This is a genomic window from Rhodococcus sp. SB1D, assembly GCF_048573875.1.
In the GTDB taxonomy this organism is placed as follows: domain Bacteria; phylum Actinomycetota; class Actinomycetes; order Mycobacteriales; family Mycobacteriaceae; genus Rhodococcus_F; species Rhodococcus_F qingshengii.
Genome location: NZ_JBMAIQ010000001.1, coordinates 1,171,182 through 1,195,937 on the forward strand (window position 1 = coordinate 1,171,182; position 24,756 = coordinate 1,195,937).

Annotated in this window: 19 protein-coding genes; 10 read left to right on the forward strand and 9 right to left on the reverse strand. The window is 64.0% G+C overall.

Features of this window, described 5'->3' with window-relative positions:
* Positions 1–45 precede the first annotated feature (45 nt).
* A complete protein-coding gene (locus ACN50D_RS05360; protein ID WP_054828098.1) occupies positions 46–603 on the forward strand; it encodes an NUDIX hydrolase in 558 nt (185 codons plus the stop codon).
* 51 nt (positions 604–654) lie between these two features.
* On the opposite strand, the gene ACN50D_RS05365 is transcribed toward ACN50D_RS05360, so the two are convergent.
* A complete protein-coding gene (locus tag ACN50D_RS05365) occupies positions 655–1,332 on the reverse strand; it encodes a TIGR00266 family protein (protein ID WP_003944961.1) in 678 nt (225 codons plus the stop codon).
* A gap of 118 nt (positions 1,333–1,450) precedes the next feature.
* A complete protein-coding gene (arc, locus tag ACN50D_RS05370) occupies positions 1,451–3,226 on the reverse strand; it encodes a proteasome ATPase (RefSeq protein WP_003944870.1) in 1,776 nt (591 codons plus the stop codon).
* 195 nt (positions 3,227–3,421) lie between these two features.
* Here arc and ACN50D_RS05375 point away from each other — a divergent pair, with 195 nt between their 5' ends.
* Positions 3,422–3,946 carry a hypothetical protein gene (locus ACN50D_RS05375; protein WP_003944789.1) on the forward strand — a complete coding sequence of 175 codons (525 nt, stop codon included), beginning with the start codon at positions 3,422–3,424 and terminating at the stop codon, positions 3,944–3,946.
* 64 nt (positions 3,947–4,010) lie between these two features.
* Here ACN50D_RS05375 and ACN50D_RS05380 read toward each other — a convergent pair whose 3' ends face one another.
* A complete protein-coding gene (locus tag ACN50D_RS05380) occupies positions 4,011–4,934 on the reverse strand; it encodes a tRNA (adenine-N1)-methyltransferase (RefSeq protein WP_225320401.1) in 924 nt (307 codons plus the stop codon).
* Between the two features lie 138 nt (positions 4,935–5,072).
* Between ACN50D_RS05380 and ACN50D_RS05385 the strand changes: the two genes are divergently transcribed.
* Together ACN50D_RS05385 and ACN50D_RS05390 are read left to right on the forward strand one after the other, a co-directional pair.
* Positions 5,073–5,963, forward strand: coding sequence for a RecB family exonuclease (locus tag ACN50D_RS05385; RefSeq protein WP_372450098.1), 891 nt, complete (start codon positions 5,073–5,075; stop codon positions 5,961–5,963).
* 1 nt (position 5,964) lies between these two features.
* The gene (locus ACN50D_RS05390; RefSeq protein WP_003944950.1) at positions 5,965–6,774 is read left to right on the forward strand and encodes a thioesterase family protein; all 810 of its coding nucleotides are present in this window, start codon (positions 5,965–5,967) and stop codon (positions 6,772–6,774) included.
* A 46-nt stretch (positions 6,775–6,820) separates the two neighbouring features.
* Here the strand turns inward: ACN50D_RS05390 and hisG are convergent, their stop codons facing one another.
* The 6 genes from hisG to metH form a co-directional block, all read right to left on the reverse strand.
* Complete coding sequence (gene hisG, locus ACN50D_RS05395) at positions 6,821–7,672, reverse strand: ATP phosphoribosyltransferase (RefSeq protein ID WP_003944905.1); 852 nt, start codon at positions 7,670–7,672, stop codon at positions 6,821–6,823.
* Positions 7,673–7,769: 97 nt separating this feature from the next.
* Entirely contained in the window at positions 7,770–8,033 is a 264-nt protein-coding gene (locus ACN50D_RS05400) for a phosphoribosyl-ATP diphosphatase (RefSeq protein ID WP_003944933.1), read from the reverse strand.
* A gap of 59 nt (positions 8,034–8,092) precedes the next feature.
* Entirely contained in the window at positions 8,093–8,953 is an 861-nt protein-coding gene (locus tag ACN50D_RS05405) for a pseudouridine synthase (protein WP_047270562.1), read from the reverse strand.
* A gap of 57 nt (positions 8,954–9,010) precedes the next feature.
* Entirely contained in the window at positions 9,011–9,871 is an 861-nt protein-coding gene (locus ACN50D_RS05410) for a rhodanese-related sulfurtransferase (RefSeq protein ID WP_042450983.1), read from the reverse strand.
* A 12-nt stretch (positions 9,872–9,883) separates the two neighbouring features.
* On the reverse strand, positions 9,884–10,582 hold the full coding sequence (locus tag ACN50D_RS05415) for an HAD family hydrolase (RefSeq protein ID WP_007729900.1): 699 nt from the start codon (positions 10,580–10,582) through the stop codon (positions 9,884–9,886).
* Entirely contained in the window at positions 10,575–14,144 is a 3,570-nt protein-coding gene (metH, locus tag ACN50D_RS05420) for a methionine synthase (protein ID WP_047270513.1), read from the reverse strand. Before metH ends, ACN50D_RS05415 begins: the two co-directional genes overlap by 8 nt.
* A 168-nt stretch (positions 14,145–14,312) precedes the next feature.
* Between metH and ACN50D_RS05425 the strand changes: the two genes are divergently transcribed.
* The 6 genes from ACN50D_RS05425 to ACN50D_RS05450 all read left to right on the forward strand — a co-directional run bounded on the left by ACN50D_RS05425 (position 14,313) and on the right by ACN50D_RS05450 (position 24,706).
* Positions 14,313–15,167, forward strand: coding sequence for a PAC2 family protein (locus tag ACN50D_RS05425; protein ID WP_223257810.1), 855 nt, complete (start codon positions 14,313–14,315; stop codon positions 15,165–15,167).
* The gene (locus ACN50D_RS05430) at positions 15,164–16,324 is read left to right on the forward strand and encodes an MFS transporter (protein ID WP_050655280.1); all 1,161 of its coding nucleotides are present in this window, start codon (positions 15,164–15,166) and stop codon (positions 16,322–16,324) included. The genes ACN50D_RS05425 and ACN50D_RS05430 overlap by 4 nt, the downstream gene beginning before the upstream one ends.
* 146 nt (positions 16,325–16,470) lie before the next feature.
* A complete protein-coding gene (locus ACN50D_RS05435) occupies positions 16,471–17,556 on the forward strand; it encodes a hypothetical protein (protein WP_007733759.1) in 1,086 nt (361 codons plus the stop codon).
* Positions 17,557–17,589: 33 nt separating this feature from the next.
* Positions 17,590–19,095 (forward strand): TIGR02677 family protein, encoded by a 1,506-nt coding sequence (locus ACN50D_RS05440; protein WP_007733760.1) that lies wholly within the window; start codon positions 17,590–17,592, stop codon positions 19,093–19,095.
* On the forward strand, positions 19,092–20,534 hold the full coding sequence (locus ACN50D_RS05445) for a TIGR02678 family protein (protein WP_211920139.1): 1,443 nt from the start codon (positions 19,092–19,094) through the stop codon (positions 20,532–20,534). Before ACN50D_RS05440 ends, ACN50D_RS05445 begins: the two co-directional genes overlap by 4 nt.
* Complete coding sequence (locus tag ACN50D_RS05450) at positions 20,531–24,706, forward strand: TIGR02680 family protein (protein WP_211920137.1); 4,176 nt, start codon at positions 20,531–20,533, stop codon at positions 24,704–24,706. The genes ACN50D_RS05445 and ACN50D_RS05450 overlap by 4 nt, the downstream gene beginning before the upstream one ends.
* The last annotated feature ends 50 nt before the right edge of the window (positions 24,707–24,756 follow it).

The following is a 24,756-nucleotide window of genomic DNA, read 5'->3' on the forward strand; positions in this document are numbered from 1 at the left end:
ATGTGATTGCGGCGCGGCACCCACAGGCGTGGCACAGTTGGAGGAATGCACCAACCTCTCACCGCAGACCTGAATCCCGCGGACGAGGTAGTCGCCGTGTACGACCGGACGGGTAATCCGATCGGCCGAGCACCACGTTCCGTCGTCTACTCGGGTGGGCTCTGGCACGCGAGTGCGGGCGTCCTGGTTCGTACCGGGGACGGCTCCCGCATCTACGTCCATCGCCGAACCGACACGAAAGCGGTGTTCGGGGGCTATCACGACTGTCTGGCCGGAGGTGTCGTCGATCCAGGTGAGACGCCGCAGGAAACTGCGATCCGTGAAGTCGGTGAAGAACTCGGAATCTTCGGAACGGCAGACCAGCCACTCCAACTGACGGAGATCGCTCGAAAATCCTGGGACGGCGAGTGGAACAACTCTCCGTTGCGCTGTCACCTGTTTGCGTTCGAACTCAGATACGACGGGCCGATGGCACATCAGCCCAGCGAGATCGCCGAAGGTTGGTGGTGGACACCGAAAGAACTCGGCGCCCACCTGCAGGACCCGTCGTGGCCGTTCGTTCCGGACTCACGCGCGCTGCTGGCCGACTATTGCTGGAGCTGAACACCGCTGGGACTGAACACCGCTGGGACTGAACACTGGTGGGACCTGTGATCAGCCCGGGGTGATCGCCGAGAGCCACGCAGCGAAGGCGCTGGGGTTGCGGGTCTGCGCGAGAACGCGTCCTGGGCCGGTGAAGTCGAAGACAAATCCTTCACCGGACTTCATCGACTGAATGGTGCGCCCCTGAACGGCGCGCCGCATGTTGAAGTTCATCCCGAGGTCGTAGGCGACCACGTGACCGGTATCGATCGTGACCGTCTCGCCTGGCTGCAAGTCGATGACGTCGATCGCGCCGTAGACGGCCAGCACTACTTCACCGTCGCCACTTGCCCGCAGGCCGAAGCCGCCCTCACCGCCGAAGAGGTTGGACATGCCGCCCCACTTGGACTCGACCGTCACACCGTAGGAGTTGGCCAACCAGGTTCCACGGTTGAGGAAGAACGGGCGATCAGAGGTGATGGTCAGCGGAATCAGATCTCCGGGAAGCACGCCAGTCACGTCGACCCAACCACCTTGCGGCGGAGCGGTATACGTCGTGACGAAAAATGATTCGCCGCTCAGCATCGACCGCTTGAGTCCCTGCAGGACGCCGCCCTGCGCCTTCGCTTCGAGTACTACGCCGGCAGAATGCGCGAGCATCGCCCCGCTCTCCACGCGCAGCGGTTCGCCGGGCGCGAGGTAGCAGCGAGCAACTGTGGACGACGGATTGTGTCGAAGATGTATCTGCACGGCGGGACTCTAAACCAGCGCGACCGACCGGTCCAATCGCAACGAAGTCAACGGCAGTGACGCAGAGATCGGGCCGACAACTCCCGCGGAGTGGCCGGCCCGATCGATGTTCGTTTCGTTACAGGTACTGGCCCGTGTTCGACTCCGTGTCGATCGCGCGGCTCGCACTGGCGTTCTTGCCCGTGACGAGAGTGCGGATGTAGACGATCCGCTCACCCTTCTTGCCCGAAATACGTGCCCAGTCATCAGGATTGGTGGTGTTGGGCAGATCCTCGTTCTCGGCGAACTCGTCGACGATGGAATCGAAGAGGTGCTGCACACGCAAGCCCGGAGCACCGGTGTCGAGCACAGACTTGATCGCGTACTTCTTGGCGCGGTCGACGATGTTCTGGATCATCGCCCCCGAGTTGAAGTCCTTGAAGAACAGAACTTCCTTGTCGCCGTTGGCGTACGTGACCTCGAGGAAACGATTCTCTTCGCTCTCCGCGTACATGCGATCGACGACGCGAACGATCATCGCCTTCAAGCAGGCAGTGCGATCGCCACCGAACTCTGCCAGGTCGTCTGCATTGATCGGCAGACCGTCCACCAGGTACTTCGAGAAGATGTCCTGAGCGGATTCCGCGTCGGGGCGCTCGATCTTGATCTTCACGTCCAGTCGGCCGGGACGCAGGATGGCCGGGTCGATCATGTCCTCACGGTTGGAGGCGCCGATGACGATGACGTTCTCGAGCCCTTCCACGCCGTCGATCTCGCTGAGCAGCTGCGGAACAACCGTTGTCTCGACGTCGGAGGAGACTCCCGAACCACGGGTACGGAAGATCGAGTCCATCTCGTCGAAGAAGACGATCACCGGAGTGCCCTCGGACGCTTTCTCACGAGCACGCTGGAAGATCATCCGAATGTGACGCTCGGTTTCGCCGACGAACTTGTTCAGAAGTTCCGGGCCCTTGATGTTCAGGAAGTAGGACTTGGCGTCCTTGCTGTCCTGACCGCGGGCTTCGGCGATCTTCTTGGCCAACGAGTTGGCGACGGCCTTGGCGATGAGCGTCTTGCCGCAACCAGGCGGCCCGTAGAGCAGTACACCCTTCGGCGGCCTCAGCGAGTACTCGTGGAACAGGTCCTTGTGAAGGAACGGGAGTTCGACGGCATCACGGATCTGTTCGATCTGACGCCCGAGACCACCGATGTCGTCGTAGTGAACGTCCGGAACTTCCTCGAGAACCAGATCTTCGACCTCGGCCTTCGGGATGCGCTCGAAGGCGTACCCGGCCTTGGTGTCGACGAGCAACGAGTCACCCGGACGCAGTTTCCTGGTCGGAGAATCGGCGTCGTACGCGATGATGTCGGCTTCGGGGTCGGCGAAGACGGCTGCCAACGGCGCTGCGAGCCAGACGATGCGCTCTTCGTCGGCATGACCGACCACCAGTGCGCGCAAGCCGTCGTCGAGTACCTCACGGAGCGTGCTGATCTCACCGACCTGCTCGTAGGTGCCGGCCTCGACGATGGTGAGTGCCTCGTTGAGGCGAACCGTCTGCCCGAGGGCGAGGGTGTCCGTGTCGATGTTCGGTGAGCACGTCAACCGCATCTTGCGACCCGACGTGAACACGTCGACGGTCTTGTCCTCGTGTACCGAGAGAAGGACTCCGTAACCGCTCGGCGGTTGACCGAGTCTGTCGACTTCTTCACGAAGCGCGATGAGCTGCTGACGGGCCTCTTTGAGGGTGTCCATCAACTTGCTGTTTCGGATGGACAACGAGTCCACCTTCGACTCCAGCTCACGCACCTGCTCCGGCGATTGTGCAAGTTGTCGGCGCAGTACTTGTGCTTCCACTCGTAGCGCGTGGAGTTCTTCTGCTGCCGCAACCGAATCCGGGTTCTCTGTCGAGCTCATGTGCGTCTCCTCCCAGTGCGATCCATCAACGCTACCGGCATAAGGCCCCAACTGTCGCCAGACACGGTGCGCGAGTGCGAATTCACACCTGCGCGCGGACCGTGCCGACTGGTCTCGAGCCAGAATTTGGTCATGTTAGCCTTGCCTACAAGATGGAGACAGCGCCTGTCTCTCTTTACAACGAAAGGTAACGCTGTGATCATCCGCAAGACTCTCATCAGCGCTTGTGCTGTCGCTGCCGTCCTGACCATGGGTGCATGCAGCTCGGACGACAACAAGGATTCGACGGCTGCAAGTTCGACTTCCGCCGCAGCCTCGAGCACCACGGCCAAGGCGTCGGCTTCCGCCACGACGTCAGCTGCCGCTGCCGCAGCGGCTCCGACGGCCGAGGAGCTCAACGCTTCGCTCGTCGCTCTGATCGATCCGGCCAAGCCGATCGAGGAGAAGACCGCTCTGGTGGTCGACGGAACCAAGCGTCAGGCCAACATCGAGACGATGAGCGCTGCACTGGGCGGTAACCCGGCCTACGCGATCACGTTCAACGTGGACAACGTCAAGGTCGACGGTCAGACCGCAACTGCAGACGTCGCCGTCGTCAGCCCGCACGGCGCCGCCCCGGCCACCCCGTGGACCTGGGAGCTCGAAGACGGCTCCTGGAAGCTGTCCGACACCTCGGCTTGCGTGCTCCTGGAAATGGGCCGCGCGTCCTGCACCGCATAACTTCCAGCTACGACAAGAGCGGCGATCCGGATACCGGATCGCCGCTCTTGCTGTTTTCGTGTGACTACTTGGCCGCGGTGTTCGAGCCCTTGCCCGCACGCCGCTGCGGCTTCGGGGTGACAGTTCCTTCGGCGAGACGACGAGCGCTCACGAGGAACGCGGTGTGGCCTTGCATCCGATGTTCGGGGCGCACCGCCAATCCGACGACGTGCCAACCGCGCACGATCGATTCCCACGAGCGGGGCTCGGTCCAGCATTCCTGCTCCCGCATCGCCTCGACGACCTTCGAGAGCTGAGTAACGGTCGCGACGTAGACGATCAACACGCCGCCCGGCACGAGTGCCTTCGAGACGGCGGGTAAGACGTCCCACGGGGCCAGCATGTCGAGGACGACGCGATCGACCTTGCCTCCGTGCGCTTCCGGATCGAACTCGGCGAGATCGGCGATGGTCAGTTCCCAGTTCGGCGGACGTTCCCCGAAGAAGGTCTCGACGTTGCGAACCGCATGTTCGGCATGATCGTCGCGGACCTCGTAGGAGATGACCTTGCCCTCGGGTCCGACGGCACGCAGCAGCGAACATGTCAGTGCGCCGGAGCCGGCTCCGGCCTCGAGCACGCGTGCTCCTGGGAACACGTCGCCTTCGTGGACGATCTGAGCTGCGTCCTTCGGGTAGATGACCTGGGCACCGCGCGGCATGGACAGCACGTAGTCCACCAGTAGGGGGCGCAGTGCGAGATAGGGCGTGCCGTTGACCGACTTGACGACGCTGCCCTCGTCGGCACCGATCAGATCGTTGTGAACGATTCCGCCCTTGTGGGTGTGGTATTCGCGGTTCGCCTCGAGAACGATCGTGTAGTGGCGTCCCTTGCCGTCGGTCAGCTGTACTCGGTCGCCGACGCGGAACGGACCTGACGGCCGCTTGCCCGGCGCAGTGAGATCAGTTTCTGGAAGCTCTTGTTCGGGAATCTCGGCGACAGCGGGCTGCACAACCTCATCCACTTCGGTCGTGCCTTCTTCTGGTTGCAGCTCGTTCGCCATGCGCAGATGATCCCTGTTCGCTTGTTTCCGGTGTCCTCGCCACCGGCTCCGACGGAGTTGTCGGACCAACCGCATAGCCTGCCAGGTGTGAGCTCTGTCGAATTGCCAACCCCCACTCCAACGGGTGCAACATCACGTGAGCGCCCGCGTAGTCGGCCGGCGCTCTCTCCGTCTCGGGCGGGTGACTACAAACAATGCCCCCTGCTCTATCGCTTCCGAGCAGTCGACAGAATTCCGGAAACGCCAACCAGAGCCCAGGTCAGAGGCACCGTCGTACACGCGGCACTGGAAGCACTGTTTGCACTCCCGACCGGTCACCGGGTTCCCGATCGCGCAGCCGAACTCGTCCGTCCCGCGTGGGAACGTGTCAGTGCCGAGTCTCCCGAGGCCGCTGACCTTGTTCCGGAGGGCGAGCTGGATTCGTTCCTCGACGAAGTCGGCAAGCTCGTCGCGACGTACTACACGCTCGAAGATCCCACTCGATTCGATGCCGAGGCGTGCGAGGTCTACGTCGAGACCGAATTGGAGAACGGCGTTCGACTCCGCGGCTTCGTCGACCGGATAGACGTTGCACCGACGGGTGAGGTGCGGGTGGTCGACTACAAGACCGGAAAAGCGCCTCGCGAGTTCACCGAATCCAAGGCGCTCTTCCAGATGAAGTTCTACGCGCTCGTACTGCTGCGCACTCGCGGAATCGTTCCCGCACAACTGCGCCTGATCTATCTGGCCTCCGGCTCGATTCTCACGTACGCCCCGGATCACGACGAGCTCATCCGATTCGAGCGAACCCTCTCCGCCATCTGGAAAGCGATCCTCGCGGCAGGTGCGACCGGAGACTTCAGACCCAAGCCTGGCAAACTGTGCGACTGGTGCGATCACAAGTCACTGTGCCCTTCGTTCGGCGGAACACCTCCGCCGTATCCAGGTTGGCCGGACCTGCTGAGCACCGAACCTGTTGCCGCAAAGGAGAATTCATAACATGACGGACAGTTCGTACTACCGCTACCTCGGAACGACGGAGGAAGGGCACGAGCGGTTCGCGAGCACGCAGGCAACTGTCAGCATCTGGGGCCCGACACTGCAGCACGGCGCTCCCCCGTCGGCGCTGTTGGTACGAGCCCTCGAGCGGTGCGGTGCGCGCGACGAAACCCGTCTGACGCGCGTCGTCGTCGAGATTCTCGGACCGATTCCGATTGCCGACCTCGAAGTCCGGTCCTGGATCGAACGACCCGGTCGCCGAATCGAATTGATCGTCGCCGAACTGTGGGCAACCACCGCCGACGGATCTGCACGCGCGGTTGCGCGCGGTACGGCGTGGCGGATGGAGACGGTGGATACCGGCGACGTCGTCCACGTAGTCGATCCCCCGCTCGAACCCCGCGACAGCGGCACCCCGGGCGTTCTCGAGGGTCTGTGGAGCGTCGGCTATCTCAAGACCCTCGACTGGTCCTGGATTGCTCCGATCGGGTGCGTGGGAACCGGCAAGGTATGGGCGCGCCCCAAGCCAGAGCTGGTCGAGGGTGAGAAGATGTCTGCTCTCGAGCGTTTGTTCGCGGTGGCCGACATCTCAAACGGGGTCGGCGCCAAGCTCGACCCGGAGCACTGGACGTTTCTCAACACAGATCTCACGGTGCATATCTTCCGTGTGCCCGAGGGAGAGTGGGTCGGTGTCGCCGCCGAAACCACAACGGGTCCGGACGGCGTCGGCATGTGTGCGGGCGTGCTCTACGACGAGCAGGGTGCCGTGGGCCGTATCGCCCAGACTTTGCAGATTCGCGCCCGTTCCTGATTTCCAGGAACGGGCGCGAATGCGCGTAAATCTATTCAGGCAGTGATCAGAAAGCGCGTACCGAGCGGATGTTCGACGCGAGGATGGCCTTGGCACCGAGTTCGGCCAAGGCATCCATCACCTGGTTGTGTCCCTTGATCGGGACCATCGCGCGAACCGCGACCCAGTCGGGATCGGCCAACGGTGAGAGGGTCGGCGATTCCATACCGGGAGTCATCTTGATGGCGTCGTCGAGGATGGTGCGCGGGCAGTCGTAGTCGATCATCAGATTCTGCTGCGCGAAGACAATTCCGCGTACGCGTTCGATGAGCTGGTTGCGGGCGGGATCGTCCTGCGGAGCGCCGGTGCGCTCGATCAGGACACCTTCGGAATCGCAGAGCGATTCACCGAAAGCCACGAGGTTGTGTTGGCGGAGAGTACGACCCGATCCGACCACGTCGGCGATCGCGTCGGCGACGCCGAGCTGAATCGAGATTTCCACTGCTCCGTCGAGACGGATGACGGTGGCGTCGAGTCCGCGATCTGTGAGGTCCTTACGGACCAGGTTCGGGTACGACGTTGCAATGCGCAGGCCGGACAGATCCTCGACGGCCCAGTCCTTGCCGGCCGGTGCTGCGTAACGGAACGACGAACGGCCGAAGCCCAGTGACAGACGCTCGGATACGGGAGCACCCGAGTCGCCGGCGAGATCACGACCGGTGATGCCGAGATCCAGCTCACCGGAGCCGACGTAGATCGCAATGTCCTTGGGGCGCAAGAAGAAGAACTCGACCTGATTGGCCGGATCGAGGACTGTCAGATCACGGGAATCGGTGCGTCGACGGTAGCCGGCCTCGCTGAGAATCTCGGCGGCGGACTCGGACAGTGAGCCTTTGTTGGGAACTGCTACGCGCAGCATGGTGGATGTCCTTTCGGAAGGTGTGGGTGACGTGAGACGACATGAATCGGAAGCCCTGGACGAGCGAGACGGAGTACATCTCGCTGGTCAGCTCCGATCACAGATGTCGGTACACGTCCTCGAGGGTCAGTCCGCGACCGACCATCAACACCTGCGTCCAGTACAGCAGCTGGGAAATTTCCTCGGCTAGCTGCTCATCGCTCTGGTATTCCGCAGCGATCCACACTTCACCGGCTTCCTCGATGACCTTTTTGCCCTGAGCATGCACACCGGCGTCGAGGGCGGCGACAGTGCCGGACCCCTCGGGGCGAGTAGCAGCGCGCTCGGTCAATTCGGCGAACAAGGATTCGAAGGTCTTCACGGGTAGCTATTCTTTCACGAGGACGGAAGCGGTTTTCACACGCCCACGAACAGCGGTGTTCACAGGCCTGCGTCGAGGCTGCGCGAACTCACGAACCTGCGGGTCTGCCCGGTGATCGGATCCGGGTACTCCAACGCTCGCGCCAACAATCGCAACGGAGTCGAGAAGTCACCGGGCACTGCGGGCAGATACTCCGGATAGTAGTTGTCACCGACGATCGGGACGCCCAGCGAGTTGAGGTGCAGCCGAAGCTGATGGGTCCGGCCGGTCCGTGGGAGCAACCTGTATCGCCCGAGCGTCCGGCCGGCCGAGTCGGTGATCACCTCGATCAGTTCGATCGAGGTCTCACTGTTCGGCTCGCCCGCGATTTCGGTAGCCGTCATCTCGCCGTGAACTTTGTTGATGCGGCTGCGCACCGTGCGAGGGAAAGTCAGTTCCGGATCGAAGCCCGCAATCGCCTCGTACTCCTTGACGATCCGCTGCTCGGCAAAAAGTTCCTGGTACGGCCGTCGTAGGTCCGGTGTCACGGTGAACACGATGACACCCGCCGTCATCCGGTCGAGGCGGTGAACTGGCGCAAGATCTGGAAGGTCCAGGTCACGACGCAGGCGCACGACTGCGCTTTCGACGATGTGCGCTCCCCGTGGAATGGTCGCCAGGAAGTGCGGTTTGTCGATCACGAGAATCGAGTCGTCGCGGTACAAGATCTCGATCTCGTGCGGAACCGGAATCTCGGGGGCCGGCTCGCGGTAGAAGTACACGAACCGGGTCGGCTGATAGGGCGTTCGGCTCGTGATCTTCCGCCCGTGCTCGTCAACGACGTCCCCGGCGCTGACGAGGTCCGCCCACAGGTCCCGCTCCCCGGGATGCTCGCCGACCAGGTGCTCGAGGACGGTCCGCGCCGACGACTCCGCCGGCATCCGCAGCCGGTCAGGTCCGAGACCGTTTCGGATCGGCAACGGAGCCTTGGGCACAGCTCAGTCCTGCTCGAGGTCTGGTGAACAACTCTCGCAGAGCAATTCGAGGGTTCGGCCGTCGCCGTCGATCCGGTTGCGGTACCGCGGGGTCGGAGTACCACAATCGACACACACGCCGAGTGTCTTGGCTTCGGATGAAAACTCGATGTTCATCCGCTTGTCGAACACGTACAGGGAACCGTCCCAGAGGCCGCGGTCGCCGAAAGTCTCGCCGTAACGGACGATTCCGCCGTCCAACTGATAGACCTCGTCGAAGCCACGTGAGCGCATCAGCGAAGACAACACCTCACAGCGCACTCCGCCGGTGCAGTACGTGACCACGGCTTTGCCCTTGAGATGGTCGTATTTGCCACTGTCGAGTTCGTTGACGAAATCCCGAGTGGTGGCGACGTCCGGAACTATCGCATCTCGGAAACGGCCGATCTCGGCTTCGAAGGCATTGCGCCCGTCGAAGAACACGACGTCGTCACCGCGAGTGTCGACGAGTTCGTGTAGTTCCTTGGGCACCAGGTGAACTCCTCCGCCGACCACACCGTTCTCGTCGACTTTCAGCTCGTCGGGGGCACCGAACGTCACGATCTCCGAGCGTGCCTTGACACTCAGACGAGGGAAATCGTTCCCGAGGCCGTCCGACCACTTGATGTCAGCGGTACGGAAGGGTTCGTAACCACGCGTACCACGGACATATCGCTTGACATCCTCGATGTCTCCGCCGACCGTCGCGTTGATCCCGTGCGGCGAGACGATGATCCGGCCCGTCAGGTTGTTGGACTCGGCCAGGCTGTGCTGCCACAGCTTGATCGCTTCCGGGTCCGCCAACGGCGTGAACTGGTAGAAGAGAACAATTTTCGGAATAGCCACAGCAAATCCAGCCTAACGTGCCGCGCTCGAGTGAACGTCGTGAAGATCGTGAATGGACAAGTCCAACAGGGACTCTCGAAACACGCGTCCAGGGCCGGCGGGGACGTCGACCTCACACGGAACGACGAGCACCGCGCAACCCGCAGCGCTGGCCGACGCCGTGCCGGTCGGCGAGTCCTCGATCGCGAGGCACTGCGCCGGCTCGAGTCCGAGCAGATGCGCGCCGCGCAGGTACGGATCCGCTGCCGGTTTCCCGTTGGGGACCTCGTCGCCACACACCGAATGGTCGAAGAACTCACGGCCGAGCATGCCGAGTGCCCGATCGACCAGAACTCGCTCGGTGTTGGTGACCAGTGCAGAACGCAGACCACCGTCACGCACGGTCGACAGTGCGTCGCGAGCACCCGGCCGCCAGGTCACGCCGTCCTCGAAAAGATCGCCGACGCGGGTGTACATCCAGTCCTTCGCCTCGGCGATGGCATCGGGATGCTTCTCCAGGCCGAGAGCGTCGAACACCGTCGCAAGGGCGAAGGGGCTCGACGCACCGATGACGGCAACGCGTGTCGCTTCCGTCATCGGTCCGCCCAGGCGTAGGGACAGCTCACGAAGCGCGATGTCCCACAGCTTCTCCGAATCGAGCAGGGTGCCGTCCATGTCCCACAGGACACCACCGAGCGTTGATTCGGATACTTCGGTCAACAACTCAGACATTGAAATACTTTGCTTCCGGGTGGTGCAGGACAAAAGCGTCCGTGGACTGCTCGGGATGCAGCTGCAGCTCCTCGGACAATTCGACGCCGATTCGTTCGGGTTCGAGCAACGCAACCAACTTGGCTCGATCCTCGAGATCCGGGCACGCGCCGTATCCGAACGAATAACGAGCGCCGCGGTACTCGAGATCGAAGTAACCGGCAACCTCGGTGGGATCCTGCTCCGCGACGGTGTGACCCTCGGGAAGCACTAGCTCTTCACGGACGCGTCGATGCCAGTACTCGGCCAGAGACTCCGTGAGCTGGACACCGATTCCGTGAACCTCGAGGTAATCGCGGTACGAGTTCGATGCGAACAACTCGTTGGCGAAGTCCGCGATCGGCTGACCCATCGTCACCAACTGGAACGGAAGAACGTCGACCTGCCCGGTGGCCTCGGCGTCCTTGCGCGAGCGAACGAAGTCCGCGATGCACAGGAAGCGGTCGCGGTGCTGGCGCGGGTAGGTGAACCGGAACCTTTCGGGTGCATCCGGTTTCGGCTCGGTGAGCACGATGACGTCGTCGCCCTCCGAGATCGCCGGGAAGTACCCGTACACGACCGCGGCATGCGCGAGGATGCCCTCGGACGTCAACCGATCGAGCCAGTACCGAAGTCGCGGACGGCCTTCCGACTCGACCAGTTCCTCGTACGTCGGACCGTCGCCCTTGCGCTGACCGCGAAGGCCCCACTGGCCGAGGAAAAGAGCGCGCTCGTCGAGCAGCCCCGAGTACTCGGACAGCGAGATTCCCTTGACGATGCGCGAGCCCCAGAAGGGAGGTGTCGGCACCGCGATGTCGGTTGCGACATCGGAACGCTCCGGCAGGACCACGGGAACCGCTGCAGCCTTACGCTTTTCGGCGATGCGCTTGGAACGCTCGTGACGTGCCTTACGCTCGGCAGCCTTCTCGCGAGCAGCGATGGCCTCCGGGCTGTCCGGCGCCGGGCCGCCACCACGCTTGGTCGTCATGATCTGGTCCATCAAGTTCAGACCCTCGAAGGCGTCGCGGGCATAGCTGACGTCGCCCTCGTACACCTCCTGCAGGTCGTTCTCGACGTAGGAGCGCGTGAGCGCCGCACCACCGAGCAGAACCGGGAACTTCTCGGCGACTCCGCGTGCGTTGAGTTCCTGGAGGTTTTCCTTCATCACGACAGTGGACTTCACGAGCAGTCCGGACATGCCGATCACGTCGGCTTTCTTGTCCAACGCGACGTCAAGGATGGTCGCGATCGGCTGCTTGATACCGATGTTGACGACCTCGTAGCCGTTGTTGCTCAAGATGATGTCGACCAGGTTCTTGCCGATGTCGTGAACGTCGCCCTTGACGGTCGCGATCACGATGCGACCCTTGCCGTCCTCGTCGCTCGCTTCCATGTGCGGTTCGAGGAATGCCACGGCAGCCTTCATGACCTCGGCCGACTGCAACACGAACGGCAACTGCATCTGTCCGGAGCCGAACAGCTCGCCGACGGTCTTCATGCCCGAGAGCAAGGTCTCGTTGATGATGGCCAGCGGAGGCTTGATCGTCATCGCCTCGGTGAGGTCGTCGTCAAGGCCGTTGCGCTCGCCGTCGACGATGCGGCGTTCGAGCCGGTCGAACAACGGAAGTCCCGCCAGTTCCTGCGCACGGGACTCGCGCGCCGACGCAGCCGAGACACCCTCGAACAGAGCCATCAGCTTCTGCAGCGGGTCGTACCCCTCGCTACGACGGTCGTAGACGAGGTCGAGTGCGGTTTCACGCTGCTCGTCAGGAATTCGGGCCATCGGCAGAATCTTGGACGCATGAACGATCGCCGTGTCCAGACCTGCCTCGGTGCACTCGTGCAGGAACACCGAGTTGAGGACCTGCCGTGCGGCCGGGTTCAAACCGAACGAGATGTTCGAGATACCCAGGGTGAAGTGGAGTTCCGGGTACGCAGCCTTGAGCTGACGGATCGCTTCGATGGTCTCGATGCCGTCGCGTCGCACCTCTTCCTGACCGGTGGAGATGGGGAAGGTCAAGGCGTCGACGATGATGTCGGACTCGGCGAGTCCCCAGTTTCCCTTGATGTCCTCGATCAGACGCTTGGCGATGGCGACCTTCGTCTCGGCGGTGCGAGCCTGGCCCTCTTCGTCGATGGTCAGGGCGACGACCGCCGCGCCGTGCTCCTTGACCAGAGTCATGATCTTGTGGAAACGCGATTCGGGGCCGGCGCCGTCTTCGTAGTTGACGGAGTTGACGGCGCAGCGGCCACCGAGGTGCTCGAGGCCGGCTTGCAGCACGGCAGGCTCGGTGGAGTCGAGCATGATCGGCAGCGTCGAGGACGTCGCCAGGCGGCTGGCAAGTTCCGACATGTCGGCGGCACCGTCGCGGCCCACGTAGTCGACGTTGAGGTCGAGCATGTGTGCGCCGTCGCGGGTCTGGTCCTTGGCGATGTCCAGGCACTTCTGGTAGTCCGCGGAGAGCATCGCCTCGCGGAAAGCCTTGGAGCCGTTGGAGTTCGTGCGTTCGCCGATCATCAGGATGCTGGCGTCCTGCTCGAACGGCACCGCCGAGTACAGCGAAGAGGTGCTCGGCTCGTGGATCGGCGTGCGCTGGGCCTTCTCGACCTGACGAACCGCGTCGGCGACCGCGCTGATGTGCTCGGGCGTCGTACCGCAGCAGCCACCGACGAGGCCGAGTCCGAACTCGGAGACGAAACCACTGAGGGCTTCGGCCAATTCGTCGGCAGTCAGCGGATACTCGGCACCCTTGGGGCCGAGCTGCGGCAGGCCGGCATTGGGCATGACCGACACCGGCAGCGTGGAGTACTTGGACAGATGACGGAGATGTTCACTCATCTCGGCCGGCCCGGTGGCACAGTTCAGACCGATCATGTCGATACCGAGTGGCTCGAGTGCCGTCAGCGCCGCACCGATCTCACTGCCCAGGAGCATCGTTCCGGTTGTCTCGACCGTCACGTGCGTGATGATCGGCAACCGCAGTCCGAGTTGCTCCATCGCACGCTGGCTGCCGAGGATTGCAGCTTTCACCTGAAGCAGGTCCTGGCAGGTTTCGACGAGGATGGCGTCGGCGCCACCGTCGATCATGCCGAGCGCAGCTTCGGTGTACGCGTCACGCAGGACTGCGTACGGTGCGTGTCCCAGGCTGGGGAGCTTGGTTCCCGGTCCCATCGAGCCGAGTACGAATCGGGCCATGCCGTCGCGGCCTGGTCCCATCTCGTCCGCTACTTCACGGGCGAGAGCAGTGCCTTTTTCCGCGAGTTCGCGGATCCGGTGAGAGATGTCGTAGTCGGCGAGGTTGGGCAGGTTGCAACCGAAGGTGTTGGTCTCGACGGCATCGGCACCAGCGGCGAAGTACGCACGGTGGATGTCTTTGAGCACGTCGGGACGGGTGTCGTTGAGGATCTCATTGCACCCCTCGAGGCCGAGGAAGTCGTCCAGGGTGAGGTCCGCGGCCTGCAACATGGTGCCCATCGCTCCGTCGCCGATGACAACGCGCTGTTTCAGCGCATCAAGCAGGGCAGAGTTAAATGGGGCAGACATGCCGTCCAGAGTAGTGGGCGCACCGACAAGCTCTGGCCGTAGGCTGGGTGGGTGAGTCCAAGTGAGTTCCCCGTCACTCCCGACGGCCCGGTCGATTTCGATGATTCCGCGGCCTTCGAGAGCCCTGACGGCTTTGCCGTCGACAGCAGCGACCGCCTCGAGGGCGACATCCCTGTCCTACGTGATCCCATCCTCGTTGCAGCTTTCGAGGGCTGGAACGACGCCGGTGACGCAGCCAGCGGTGCGGTCGAACATCTCGAGCTGATCTGGGATGCCCAGCCGCTCGCCGAACTCGATTCAGAGGACTACTACGACTATCAGGTCAACCGCCCCACAGTCCGGCAGGTCGACGGTGTCACTCGCGAAATCGTTTGGCCGGCAACACGTTTGTCGGTCTGTTCGCCTCCTGGCAGCGAGAGCGACATCGTCCTGCTTCGCGGGATCGAGCCCAACATGCGGTGGCGCAGTTTCTGCGAGGATCTGCTCGAGCTGATCGACCAACTGAACGTCAAGACGGTCGTCATCCTCGGCGCCCTGCTCGCCGATACTCCGCACACCCGACCGGTCCCGGTGACGGGCACGGCCTACAGCAGTGAATCCGCCGCCCGATTCAACCTGGAACAGACGCGGTACGAAGGCCCGACGGGCATCACCGGGGTTCTTCAGGACGAGTGCGTTCGTGCTGGTGTACCCGCTATTTCGTTCTGGGCGGCGGTTCCGCACTACGTCTCGCAGCCACCCAACCCGAAGGCCACAGTGGCCCTCCTTCAACGAGTCGAGGATGTTCTCGACATCGAGGTCCCACTCGGGGAGCTCCCGGCTCAGTCGGAGGATTGGGAGGAAGCGGTCAACGAAATGACCGCGGACGACGAGGAAATCGGCGAATACGTGCGCACCCTGGAAGAACGGGGAGACGCCGAAACTGACATCAGCGAAGCAATCTCCAAGATCGACGGCGACGCCATCGCCGCGGAATTCGAGCGCTACCTCAGACGGCGAGGCCCCGGCAGCTTCGGACTGTGAGCAAGAACACTCCAGAAGAAGGCGGAAGTACACAGCGCCCACTGCGCCTCCGGCTTCAGCTGATCGCGCTGTACGCCGGCGGGTTCCTCGGCCCGTTCGGCGGCGGCGTGGTTGCTTCGATCCTTCCCGAGATCGGTGACGATCTAGGGGTCGGTCCGTCGGCGGCCGCCTCTTCCCTCACCGCGTACCTGCTCCCCTTCGCCGCTCTGATGTTGGTGTCGGGGACACTCGGGACGCGGTGGGGCAAGGTTCGGACGGTGCGCATCGCTTACGGCGTCTACGTCCTCGCGTCGTTGGCATGCTTCCTCGCCCCGACACTCGAGATCTTCCTTGCCGCCCGGGTACTGCAGGGCTCCGCGAACGCATTCACCACGCCGCTACTGCTTGCCTCGTTGGCGGCCGCAACACCGCAGGCACGGCTGGGTCGAGCCCTCGGAGCCTTCGGCGCTTTCCAGGCCGCAGGGCAGTCGTCGGCTCCGTTGATCGGCGGACTGGCGGCCGAATTCGACTGGCGTCTGGCCTTTCTCGTCATCGCAGTGGTCGCGGGCATTCTGGGAGCCGTCGGACTTCCGAAGTCCGAAGCACCGGCAGCGACCACTCCCGCCCGTCTCCGCGATGCATTACGCCCCGAAGTGCTCCGCATCGGTATCGCTGCATTGCTCGGCTGGGGCGCCCTCGGTGGACTGAGCTTCCTGCTCGCCTTCCGCTTCGAAGACGAGTTCGGGCTGTCCCCCACCGTCCGCGGCCTACTGCTCACCGTCTTCGGCGTGGCCGGCATCCTCTCGGCCCGGCGCATCGGAATCCTCATCGATCGCATCGGCGCACGCTCCTCCGTGATGATCGGCGCCCTGGGCGGAGCAGTTCTGGTCTCCGTCGTCGGCCTTGCCGGCTTGGTGCCGGTGATCGCGATCGCATGGTTTGTCGCAGGCGTCGCGAGCCAGTTCGTGCTGGTCGGCGTCAACGCGGCGGTCCTCGGATCCGCGGGGCCGAACCGTGGCGGCGCCGTGTCCGTCGTCCAAGCGATGCGCTTCGGCGGCGCCGCTCTTGCTCCCCTGGCCCTGACACCGATTTACGACTCTTCGCCTGCCGCGAGCTTCCTGATCCCCGCACTACTGCTCGCCGTCGTCGCTCCCCTGATCATGCCGAAGCAACGCTGATCGGTCTAGGCAATTTCGAATTTGAAGTTGTGTAGGTAGTGAGTTTCTCGGCGAAAGCGACCACCGTTGTCGCGAGGCTGTCAGGGCGAACATTATTCGGAAAATTTCGTGTTTCCGTCGTCGACAGATATTGATACCATTGGAACATGAGCGAATCTGAGTCGGAACCGGAACGGCCGATCGACATTTTTCGGCGATCGGTTGCCGTCATCGAAGAAAATTTGCCTCCTACCTGGTCTTTGTCGACGCAGCGCTCCCCCGACCTGTCCGAGGCGCCACTCCGACTCGACCTCCGCTCCCCTGACGGCTCGGTGGCCAAATTCGGCGTGTACGCCGCTCACGGTGTCCTGAGCAGCGACGTTCCCGGTATCGCCGATCGCTTCCCCACCGGTCAATCGGGCTTCGTGTGCGCAAAATATCTGTCCGAGCCGGTTCGCCGGCAGCTCGATTCCCACGCGATCTCGTACGCAGACGCCACGGGCAACGTGTCGTTGACCGCTGATCGACCCGCCGTCTGGGTGCGTGGACGCGGAGCCGACGCCGATCCGTGGCGGGGGCCCGGACGTCCTTCCGGACAGTTGACGGGCGATCCGTCAGCTCGCGTCGTGCGTGCGCTTGCCGATTTCGCGGCGCCACTGGCGATCACTGCCTTGGTGCGCCTGGCCGGTGCGTCGACGGGAGCAACCTATCGGGTGGTTCAGACACTGTCGGATCGTGAACTGGTGACCAGGCTCCCCCGCGGTGGGATCGGTGACGTCCGCTGGCCGAAGATGCTTCGTGAATGGGCGGCTGAGGCCGGGGCCAAAGCGCCGACGCCTCACGGCTTTCACGCGCCGGACGGGTTGGAAGCACTCTTCGATCAACTGCGTCAGCTCAGCGGTCACATCTACGCCGGTACCGCCTCGGTGGCCGCCGCACCCTTTGCTCGGTACGCGCCCACTCGACGTGCCCACTTCCATGCCGACAACGTCGATCAGTTCGCCGACGCTCTCGGACTACGGCGGGTGGAATCCGGCGGTGACGTGTGGATCACCGCTCCCCTCTCACCGTCTGCCTTCGACCGATTGCTCACCCGCGACGGCATCCGCATCGTCGCCCCCAGCCAAGCGTTCGCCGATCTGCTGGTCGGCCCGGACTCCGACGAGGCGGCGGCCGAGCACCTGCTCACATGGATGATCGAGAACGAATCGCAGTGGCGACGCGCCGCATCCCCTGCTACGGATCGCCCGTAGGAAAAAGAGGGGGCGTCTCTCGCCTACCCTGTCATGGTGGAAGAAACGAGTGCGCCCGATTACGCCGCGTACGCCGACACCAATCGACTGAAGCTGTTTTCGTTCACGATCGCGGAAAAACGGGCCGAGTACCTCTGGGTACTTCGTGCCTTCGACCATGCTCGCGCCAACTACACCGTCCTGCTGCATGCCGGAGCCGTCGCCCACATCCTCGAGAAGATCGGTGGATCGGATCCGGCGGCCGATCTGTCGGCAGCAGAGGTCACTCCCCTGTTGGATCAGCTCCACGTGTGGGAGATCCTCGAGCGCAGCTACGACGGCACCCGCGCGGCCACGCTGGCCGAGTACCGCAATCGCCACTTCGTCTACCAGTTCGGTCAGGCCGGATACCAGGTCTATCGATCGGTCGAGGACGTTCTCGCCGCACGCCTGGACTCGGCGTCGCTCTCGCGTCTCGCTCTGCCGGACCTGCTCGCAGACATGTCCGAACTCGCCGAGGCCAACCGAAGCTCCGACGGCGATCTGATCTTCCGCAAGCTCAAGCGCCTCGACTCGACACTCTCCGACATGGCTGATCGAGCCGCGCACTTCTATCTGACCCTCGGGGACCTCGTACGGACCACGGAGATCACTCCGCAGGCTTTCCTCACGCACAAGGACGCTCTGCTCACGCACATGCGGGAGTTCAGCTCCGATCTGGCTCGCTACGCCCCCAAGCTCAAGGAGGCGATCGAGCACGTCGAATCCACCGGGGTCGATCGCATGATCCGCCTCGCCGCCGCCAGTGACGAACGGGTGTTCGTCCCGATCACCGAACGCGAGGACGACTGGGCTGCGCGCTGGCGAGGATTGACCGCCTGGTTCGTCTCCGCGGAATCGGGGATCAGCGAGTCCGAGCGTCTACGTGAGGGCACGATGAGCGCGATCGCCGCGGTTCTGGCGCTCCTTCGCCGCGTCACGGAAACCCGTCGCGGCGGCGTCAGCCGTGAGAGCCAGCTCCGGCACCTCGCCGGCTGGTTCGCCGCCACGCCGTCCGAAGACGCAGCTCATGCTCTGTTCCAGGCAGTGTTCGACCTCGGTCGTCCACGCCATCTCTCGATGGTGCATCCGGACGCCGACATCATTTCGCACTCACGCTCGTGGTGGGAGGCACCGCCGGTCGAGATCGCGCGAACACTCGCCGAAACCGGCCGCCCGCCCTCACCCGGCTTGCCGAGCAAAGTCGCCCGCAACGACGGCAGCATCCGCCGCCTGCGCGAAGAGCAGCTGGCGGCGCAACGTACGCGCAGTGCCGCGGCGCAATCCCTCGCGTCGAACGGCGTCTATCAGCGCGAACTCAACGAGCAGGAGACCGAAGTTTTGCTGAGTCTGCTCAATGCAGCACTGACCGCGCGCGTTCCGGTGGTGGGACGCGTCAAGAGCTCCACCGGTAGTGAGAACGGGGTGAAGCTGACGCTCAGTCCCTCGGACGGTTCGACCACCATCAAGACCGCCCGCGGGCGTATGCACCTCGACGGCATCGAGGTCAGTGTTCGATGAGAGCTCGCGAGATCACGCCCCTTGCCCTCGACTCGTATCAACGCGCGGCGCGAGTGATCCTGTCCAACCACCTGATCACCTCGACGTACCCGGATCGAATTGCGTTGCCGCTCTTGCGCCGTTGGGCCACCGAGCTGCGTGACGACCTACTCGAACTGTTCGGCTACCGCCTCGAGGTGACGGAGACCACCGCGCGCCTGTTCACGGTGTCGGATCGACTCAACCCGTCGGCACCGGCCCGAACTTCCTCCGAGCGAACCTTCGATCGCACGCGTTACGCCTACCTGGCATTGTGCCTGGCCGCGTTGGGCCGCGCCGGAAACCAGATCACGTTGTCGGAGTTGGCCGATCACGTCGCGGCCGATGCTGCACAAGTCGACGGCGTCGAACTCTCCACCGATCGTGCGTCCGACCGCGACGCCTTCGTCGACGCAGTGGGCTGGCTCGGAGTCAGAGGCGCCATCGCCCTCGCCGACGGTGACGCAAACGGCTGGGCGTCCAATCCCGAAGCGGGAGAAGCGCTCTACGACATCGACCGTTCCGTCGTCGTAGCGCTGTTCCGTCCACCGCGCGCCCTGCAGCACCTGCACTCCATCCGCGGACTCCTGGCCGCCGAGACCTCGAGCGCCTCCGAGGACGACGGAATTCCCGTGGACGCGAAAGAGATCGGACGCCGAGTACGTCGGGCACTCGTCGAGCGCCCGGTCGTACTGGCCGGTGAACTCGATCAGCACGAATTGATCGCGTTGGCGCAGCCCAAGACCGCGTCGGAAGTCGAACTACTGACGGGGTTGGTGGCCGAGCGCCGCGCCGAGGGAATCGCGATGATCGATCCCACCGGTCGCCTCTCCGACGTCCGCTTCCCGAGCACCGGAACGATCGCTCAGGTGGCGCTTCTCCTGGCCGGCGAGATTGCCGACCGCGTACTCGACGTCGACGCTCCTGAACTGCCGAAACTTCCGATCCCGCACGTGTCGGACGATCACCTGATCGAACAACTCGATGCCGCCATCCCCGAGGCCGGGATCTTCGAGGACCTCGCCGACGAGGAAGAAGAATTCCCGCTTCCTGCCGGCGAACCGACCGAGCCACCGGAACCCGTCACGTACCCGAAAATCGACGACGACTGGCTCGCTGACAAGGTCACCGAGTTGGTGGACCAGTTCGGGCGAACTTTCGCGGCGCAGTGGCAGGCCGATCACAACGGGCTGCGCAAGCAGGCGCTCGGGTTGCTGCAACGTCTGCGCCTGACGCATGCGGTCGACGGCGGCGTACTGGTGTTGCCCGTCCTTGCCCGGTACCGCGACGTCGTGGTCTCCGTGCGCGAACGCGATCCTCAGATCGACTTCGCGGTGGACAACTCCGCACCGGATCCGGTCGACGAATTCGGCCCCGAACCTTCCCCCAACGGCGAACTATCAGAGGTAGAGAACGTATGAGCAACGCCCGCTTCCGACCTACTCGGGCTGGAATCATCAACCTCTGGGATTACCGAGACCAAGAGTTCTCGTTCGCCGACGGTCGACTGGTTCTGCGGGGACCCAACGGATCCGGCAAGACCAAGGCCCTCGAGGTCCTGTTCCCGTTCGTCTTCGACGGCCGCATCGAACCGCGGCGCCTCAATCCGTTCGCCGGTGAAGAGCGCACGATGAAGTCCAACCTGCTCTACCGGGGCCAGGACAGCGCGCACTCCTACGTGTGGATGGAGTTCTGCCGCGGCTCCCTCGAAGATCCCGAGTCGGTGACCGTGGGAATCGGCATGCGGGCAACCCGAACCAACGACAAGGTCACCCGCTGGTACTTCGTCGCCGACGGCCGCGTCGGAGTCGACTTCTCGCTGATCGGCAACGACGATCGTCCTCTCACCAAGAAGCAGTTGGCCGAACAACTCGGCAGCGATTCCATCACCGACCGTCCCCTCGACTACCGCACAGCCATCGACGCGCGAATGTTCGGTCTCGGAGTGCAGCGCTACGACCAGCTGATCAATCTCATTCTCACGCTTCGCCGTCCCCAGCTCGCGAAGAACCTCGACCCGAAGGGCCTTTCGCAGGCACTCACCGACGGTCTCCGTCCACTCGACGATCAGTTGGTCCTCGAAGCTGCGCGTTCGTTCAGCGACATGGAGGAAGTCGGCCGCGCGCTCGAGGGGCTCGCGGCCGCCGATCAGGCAGCCCAGAGTTTCATCGGGGTCTACACCAAGTACCTGCGTCAGCAGTCTCGCGGAGAGATCGAACAGGTCAGCACCCGCCTCGCAGCGGTCACCAGAGGTGTTGCCGCCATGGACGAGTCGTCGCTCGCCCAGACCCGCAGCCGTGAGGCGCGGGCAGCAGCCGAGGAGCGCTTCAACCAGGCCGAGCAGGCACTCGAGAACGCGCGCGCCAATGTCGAAGCACTGCAACGCTCGAGCGCGTACGAAGGCAAACAGCAACTCGACGACCTCGCCCAGGCCGTCGCGACGCTCAAGCTCTCGACCGAGCAGCAGGCAGACAAGTCCCGGAAAGCGCAGGCCGCACTCGCTCAACGCGGCGACGAAGCCGACAAGGCTGCGTCGTCGGTCAAGCGTGCGGCCGAAGCACTCTCGCGCGCCGAGGACGAACTGCAGGCGGCCGCTGAGGACGCCGGCATCGTCTGGACTCCCCTGCCCGACGGCTCACGCAGTGACCAGATCACGGCAGCAGTCCGTGGCCATGCCGAGGAGCGTGACGGTGACGTACGCGTCGTCCGCACCGCACTGGCGACCGTCGAGAAGGCGGCGACCGAACGAACCCGGGCCGAAAACAGCTCTCGCCGTGGACAAGAGCTGCTCGAAGCGTCCAAGGCCGCGGTACTCGAGGGCGAAGCTGCCGTGGAACTCGCACGCAGTCAGTGCGCCAGCGGGCTGCGCGCGTGGTGGACCGATCACTCCTCCCTGTTTTCGGCTGTCGGCGCCGACACGTCGCTGTTCGAAGCTCTCGACGCGGCGCTCGCCGAGGTCGGCGACGAAGACGCTCCGGCGCTGTCCGCAGTTCTCGCCGAGCACACCGAGGCCGGCACCGAGACGCTGCGCGAGCGTCGACGTGAGGCCGAAGCTGAAATATCTGCATCACACGCCTCCATCGCGGCTCTCAAATCCGAGCGCAAGGGGGTCTCCGCGGAACACGACGACGCTCCGCCTGCCTTCCACGCACGCACCGACAACCGCAGTGAACTGGGTGGTGCACCGCTGTGGCAGTTGGTGCGCTTCGCCGATTCCGTCGAACCAGACGTGGCCACGGGAATCGAATCCGCACTCCAAGCGGCAAATCTGCTCGACGGCTGGGTCTGCCCGGACGAGAAGATTCCCGAGCACGTCAGCGAGCAGTTCCTGACGGCTCTGACCGTCAAGCAGCGTCCGAAGGGACGAACGCTGGCCGACGTCCTCGAGGTCGAAGGCAATGCCGACGTACCCGACGCTCGGGTACAGGACATTCTCGCGTCGATCAGTCTCGTCGAGGCGCCGGGCGACTCCGACGCAAGCGTCGCGATCGGCGTCGACGGCCGCTTCTGGCAGGGCGTCGCGCGTGGCCGGCACGTCAAGGCCGACGCCGAGTACATCGGCACCACAGCACGGGCGCGTCGACGCGAGGCTCGGATCACCGAGATCGACGCGGCTCTGGAAGAACTTGCCGCGGCAGTCGATACGGCCAAGGCACTGGTGGCGCAGACCAACGAGCAACTGAGCCGGATCAACTCTGCGGCAAAGGAATTGCCGAAGACAGGTTCGATCCTGCGCGCACTCAAGACGGTCACCGAATCCGCCGGCGCACTCCGTACTCGCTCGGAGGCCACGGAAACGGCACAACGCGAACTCGATGCGGCGATCGCTGATCTCGCGGCGAAGGAAAAGCAACTCCGAGCGACGGCGTCGCAGCACCGGACGCCGCATATCGGCCGTGAACTCGACTCCCTCGCGGCGGCGATCCGTCATTTCGAGAAGCAGGGGGAACTGGCGCTGCGCTGCCGACGGGAGCATGCCAAGGAAGTCGAACTCGAACGCGAGTCTCGCGACCGTCTCGACGAATCACGCGCCAATGCGGAGGAATTCGCCGAGGAAGCCGCCATCGCCGAGGAGAGTCTGCTCCAGCAGGTGCAGCGTCTCGAGACGCTGCGCGACACCCTCGGTGCCAGCGCCGAGCAGATCGACCTGGACCTGGCAAAAGCCCGCGCGAAGATCGAAGAATGCAAGGTCGAACAGCGTGCGGCGCGAAAGGCATACGACGCCGCCGTCCTCCAGATCGGCACGGCGGAGGGTGCGTACAACACCGCCGTGGAGACCTTGCGTCACACCCTGACCGAAACCCGCAGTGATGCAGAGCGACTCGCACCCTACGCGCGCCCGGACCTTCTCGAGTTGTTGGGCGTCAAGGAACATCTGAGCTGGCCGGCAAGTTCAGCGGCGTGGATGAGCCCCGATCAGTTGGTCTACCGCATCCAGAACGAAGATCGCAGCGAGGACGCAGCCCACCCGCCTGTCCTCCCCGAAGACGTCGACAAGTTGTACCGAGCGCTCGAGGCTGCGACCTCGGCAGTCCGAGTCACCGACGGCGCCCGAAAGGCAACCCGCACGGCACTGACCTCGGCGCTGCAGGACTTCGACGCGCAACTCGCAGCAGCCGGACAGGACTACCGTCTGCAGTGGGATGCACCGGATGGGCTGACCGTCGTACGAGTCCAGGACGATCAGGGCTATTCGTCGATCGGCGAGTTCGCAACGCGGATCCACGACGCTCGCGGCGATCAGGAGCAGTTGCTCACCGAATCCGAGCGTCGCATTCTCGAAGATGCCCTGTTGACGGGATTGGCTCAGCAGATCCACGAGCGCACGGTCGACGCACGTGAGTTGATCGCACAGATGGGCACCGAGATGCGTGAGCGTCGGATGTCCTCAGGCAATACCATCGGCGTTCACTGGGTGCTCGCCGACAACCTCGACGACAGCTCGCGGGCGATCTCCAAGCTGCTGGATCGAGACGCGTCGGCCCTCGGCGTCGATGAACTGGCAACTCTGCGAGCACATTTCGCGACGCAGATCCGTACCGCCCGCGCGGCGCACCCCGAACGCTCGTACCCGGAGATTCTGTCCTCGGCGCTCGACTACCGTCAATGGCGCGTGTTCTCGTTCACCCTCATCAGCGGTGAGGGCAAGGAAGACCGTCTTACCGTCGCGCGGCACAGCGCGCTGTCCGGTGGCGAGCAGTCCGTCTCGCTGCACCTTCCGCTCTTCGCGGCGGCGCACGTCATGTTGGACTCGGCCGACCCGCACGCCCCGCGTCTGCTGGCACTCGACGAGGCTTTCGCCGGTGTCGACGACAACGGTCGCAGCGAGCTTCTCGGCTTGAGCGTTCAGTTCGACCTGGATCTCTTCATGACCGGCTACGACCTGTGGATCACATACGCAGACGTCCCCGGGTGTGCGCACTACGACCTCGCGCACTCCACGGCCGAACAGGCTGTCAGCGCCGCGCTGCTGGTCTGGTCGAACGGTGAGCTGCTTGCCGAGCACGACGGAACGGATCTGGCGAGGGCATTGGGCTCGCCGCTACGGCGCCGGGTGCCGACACCCGCCGAAGGTGCGTTGGACTACGCCTAGAAACTGCTGTGCGGGGGGGGGGTGGGGGGGGGGGGGGGGGTGGGGGGGGG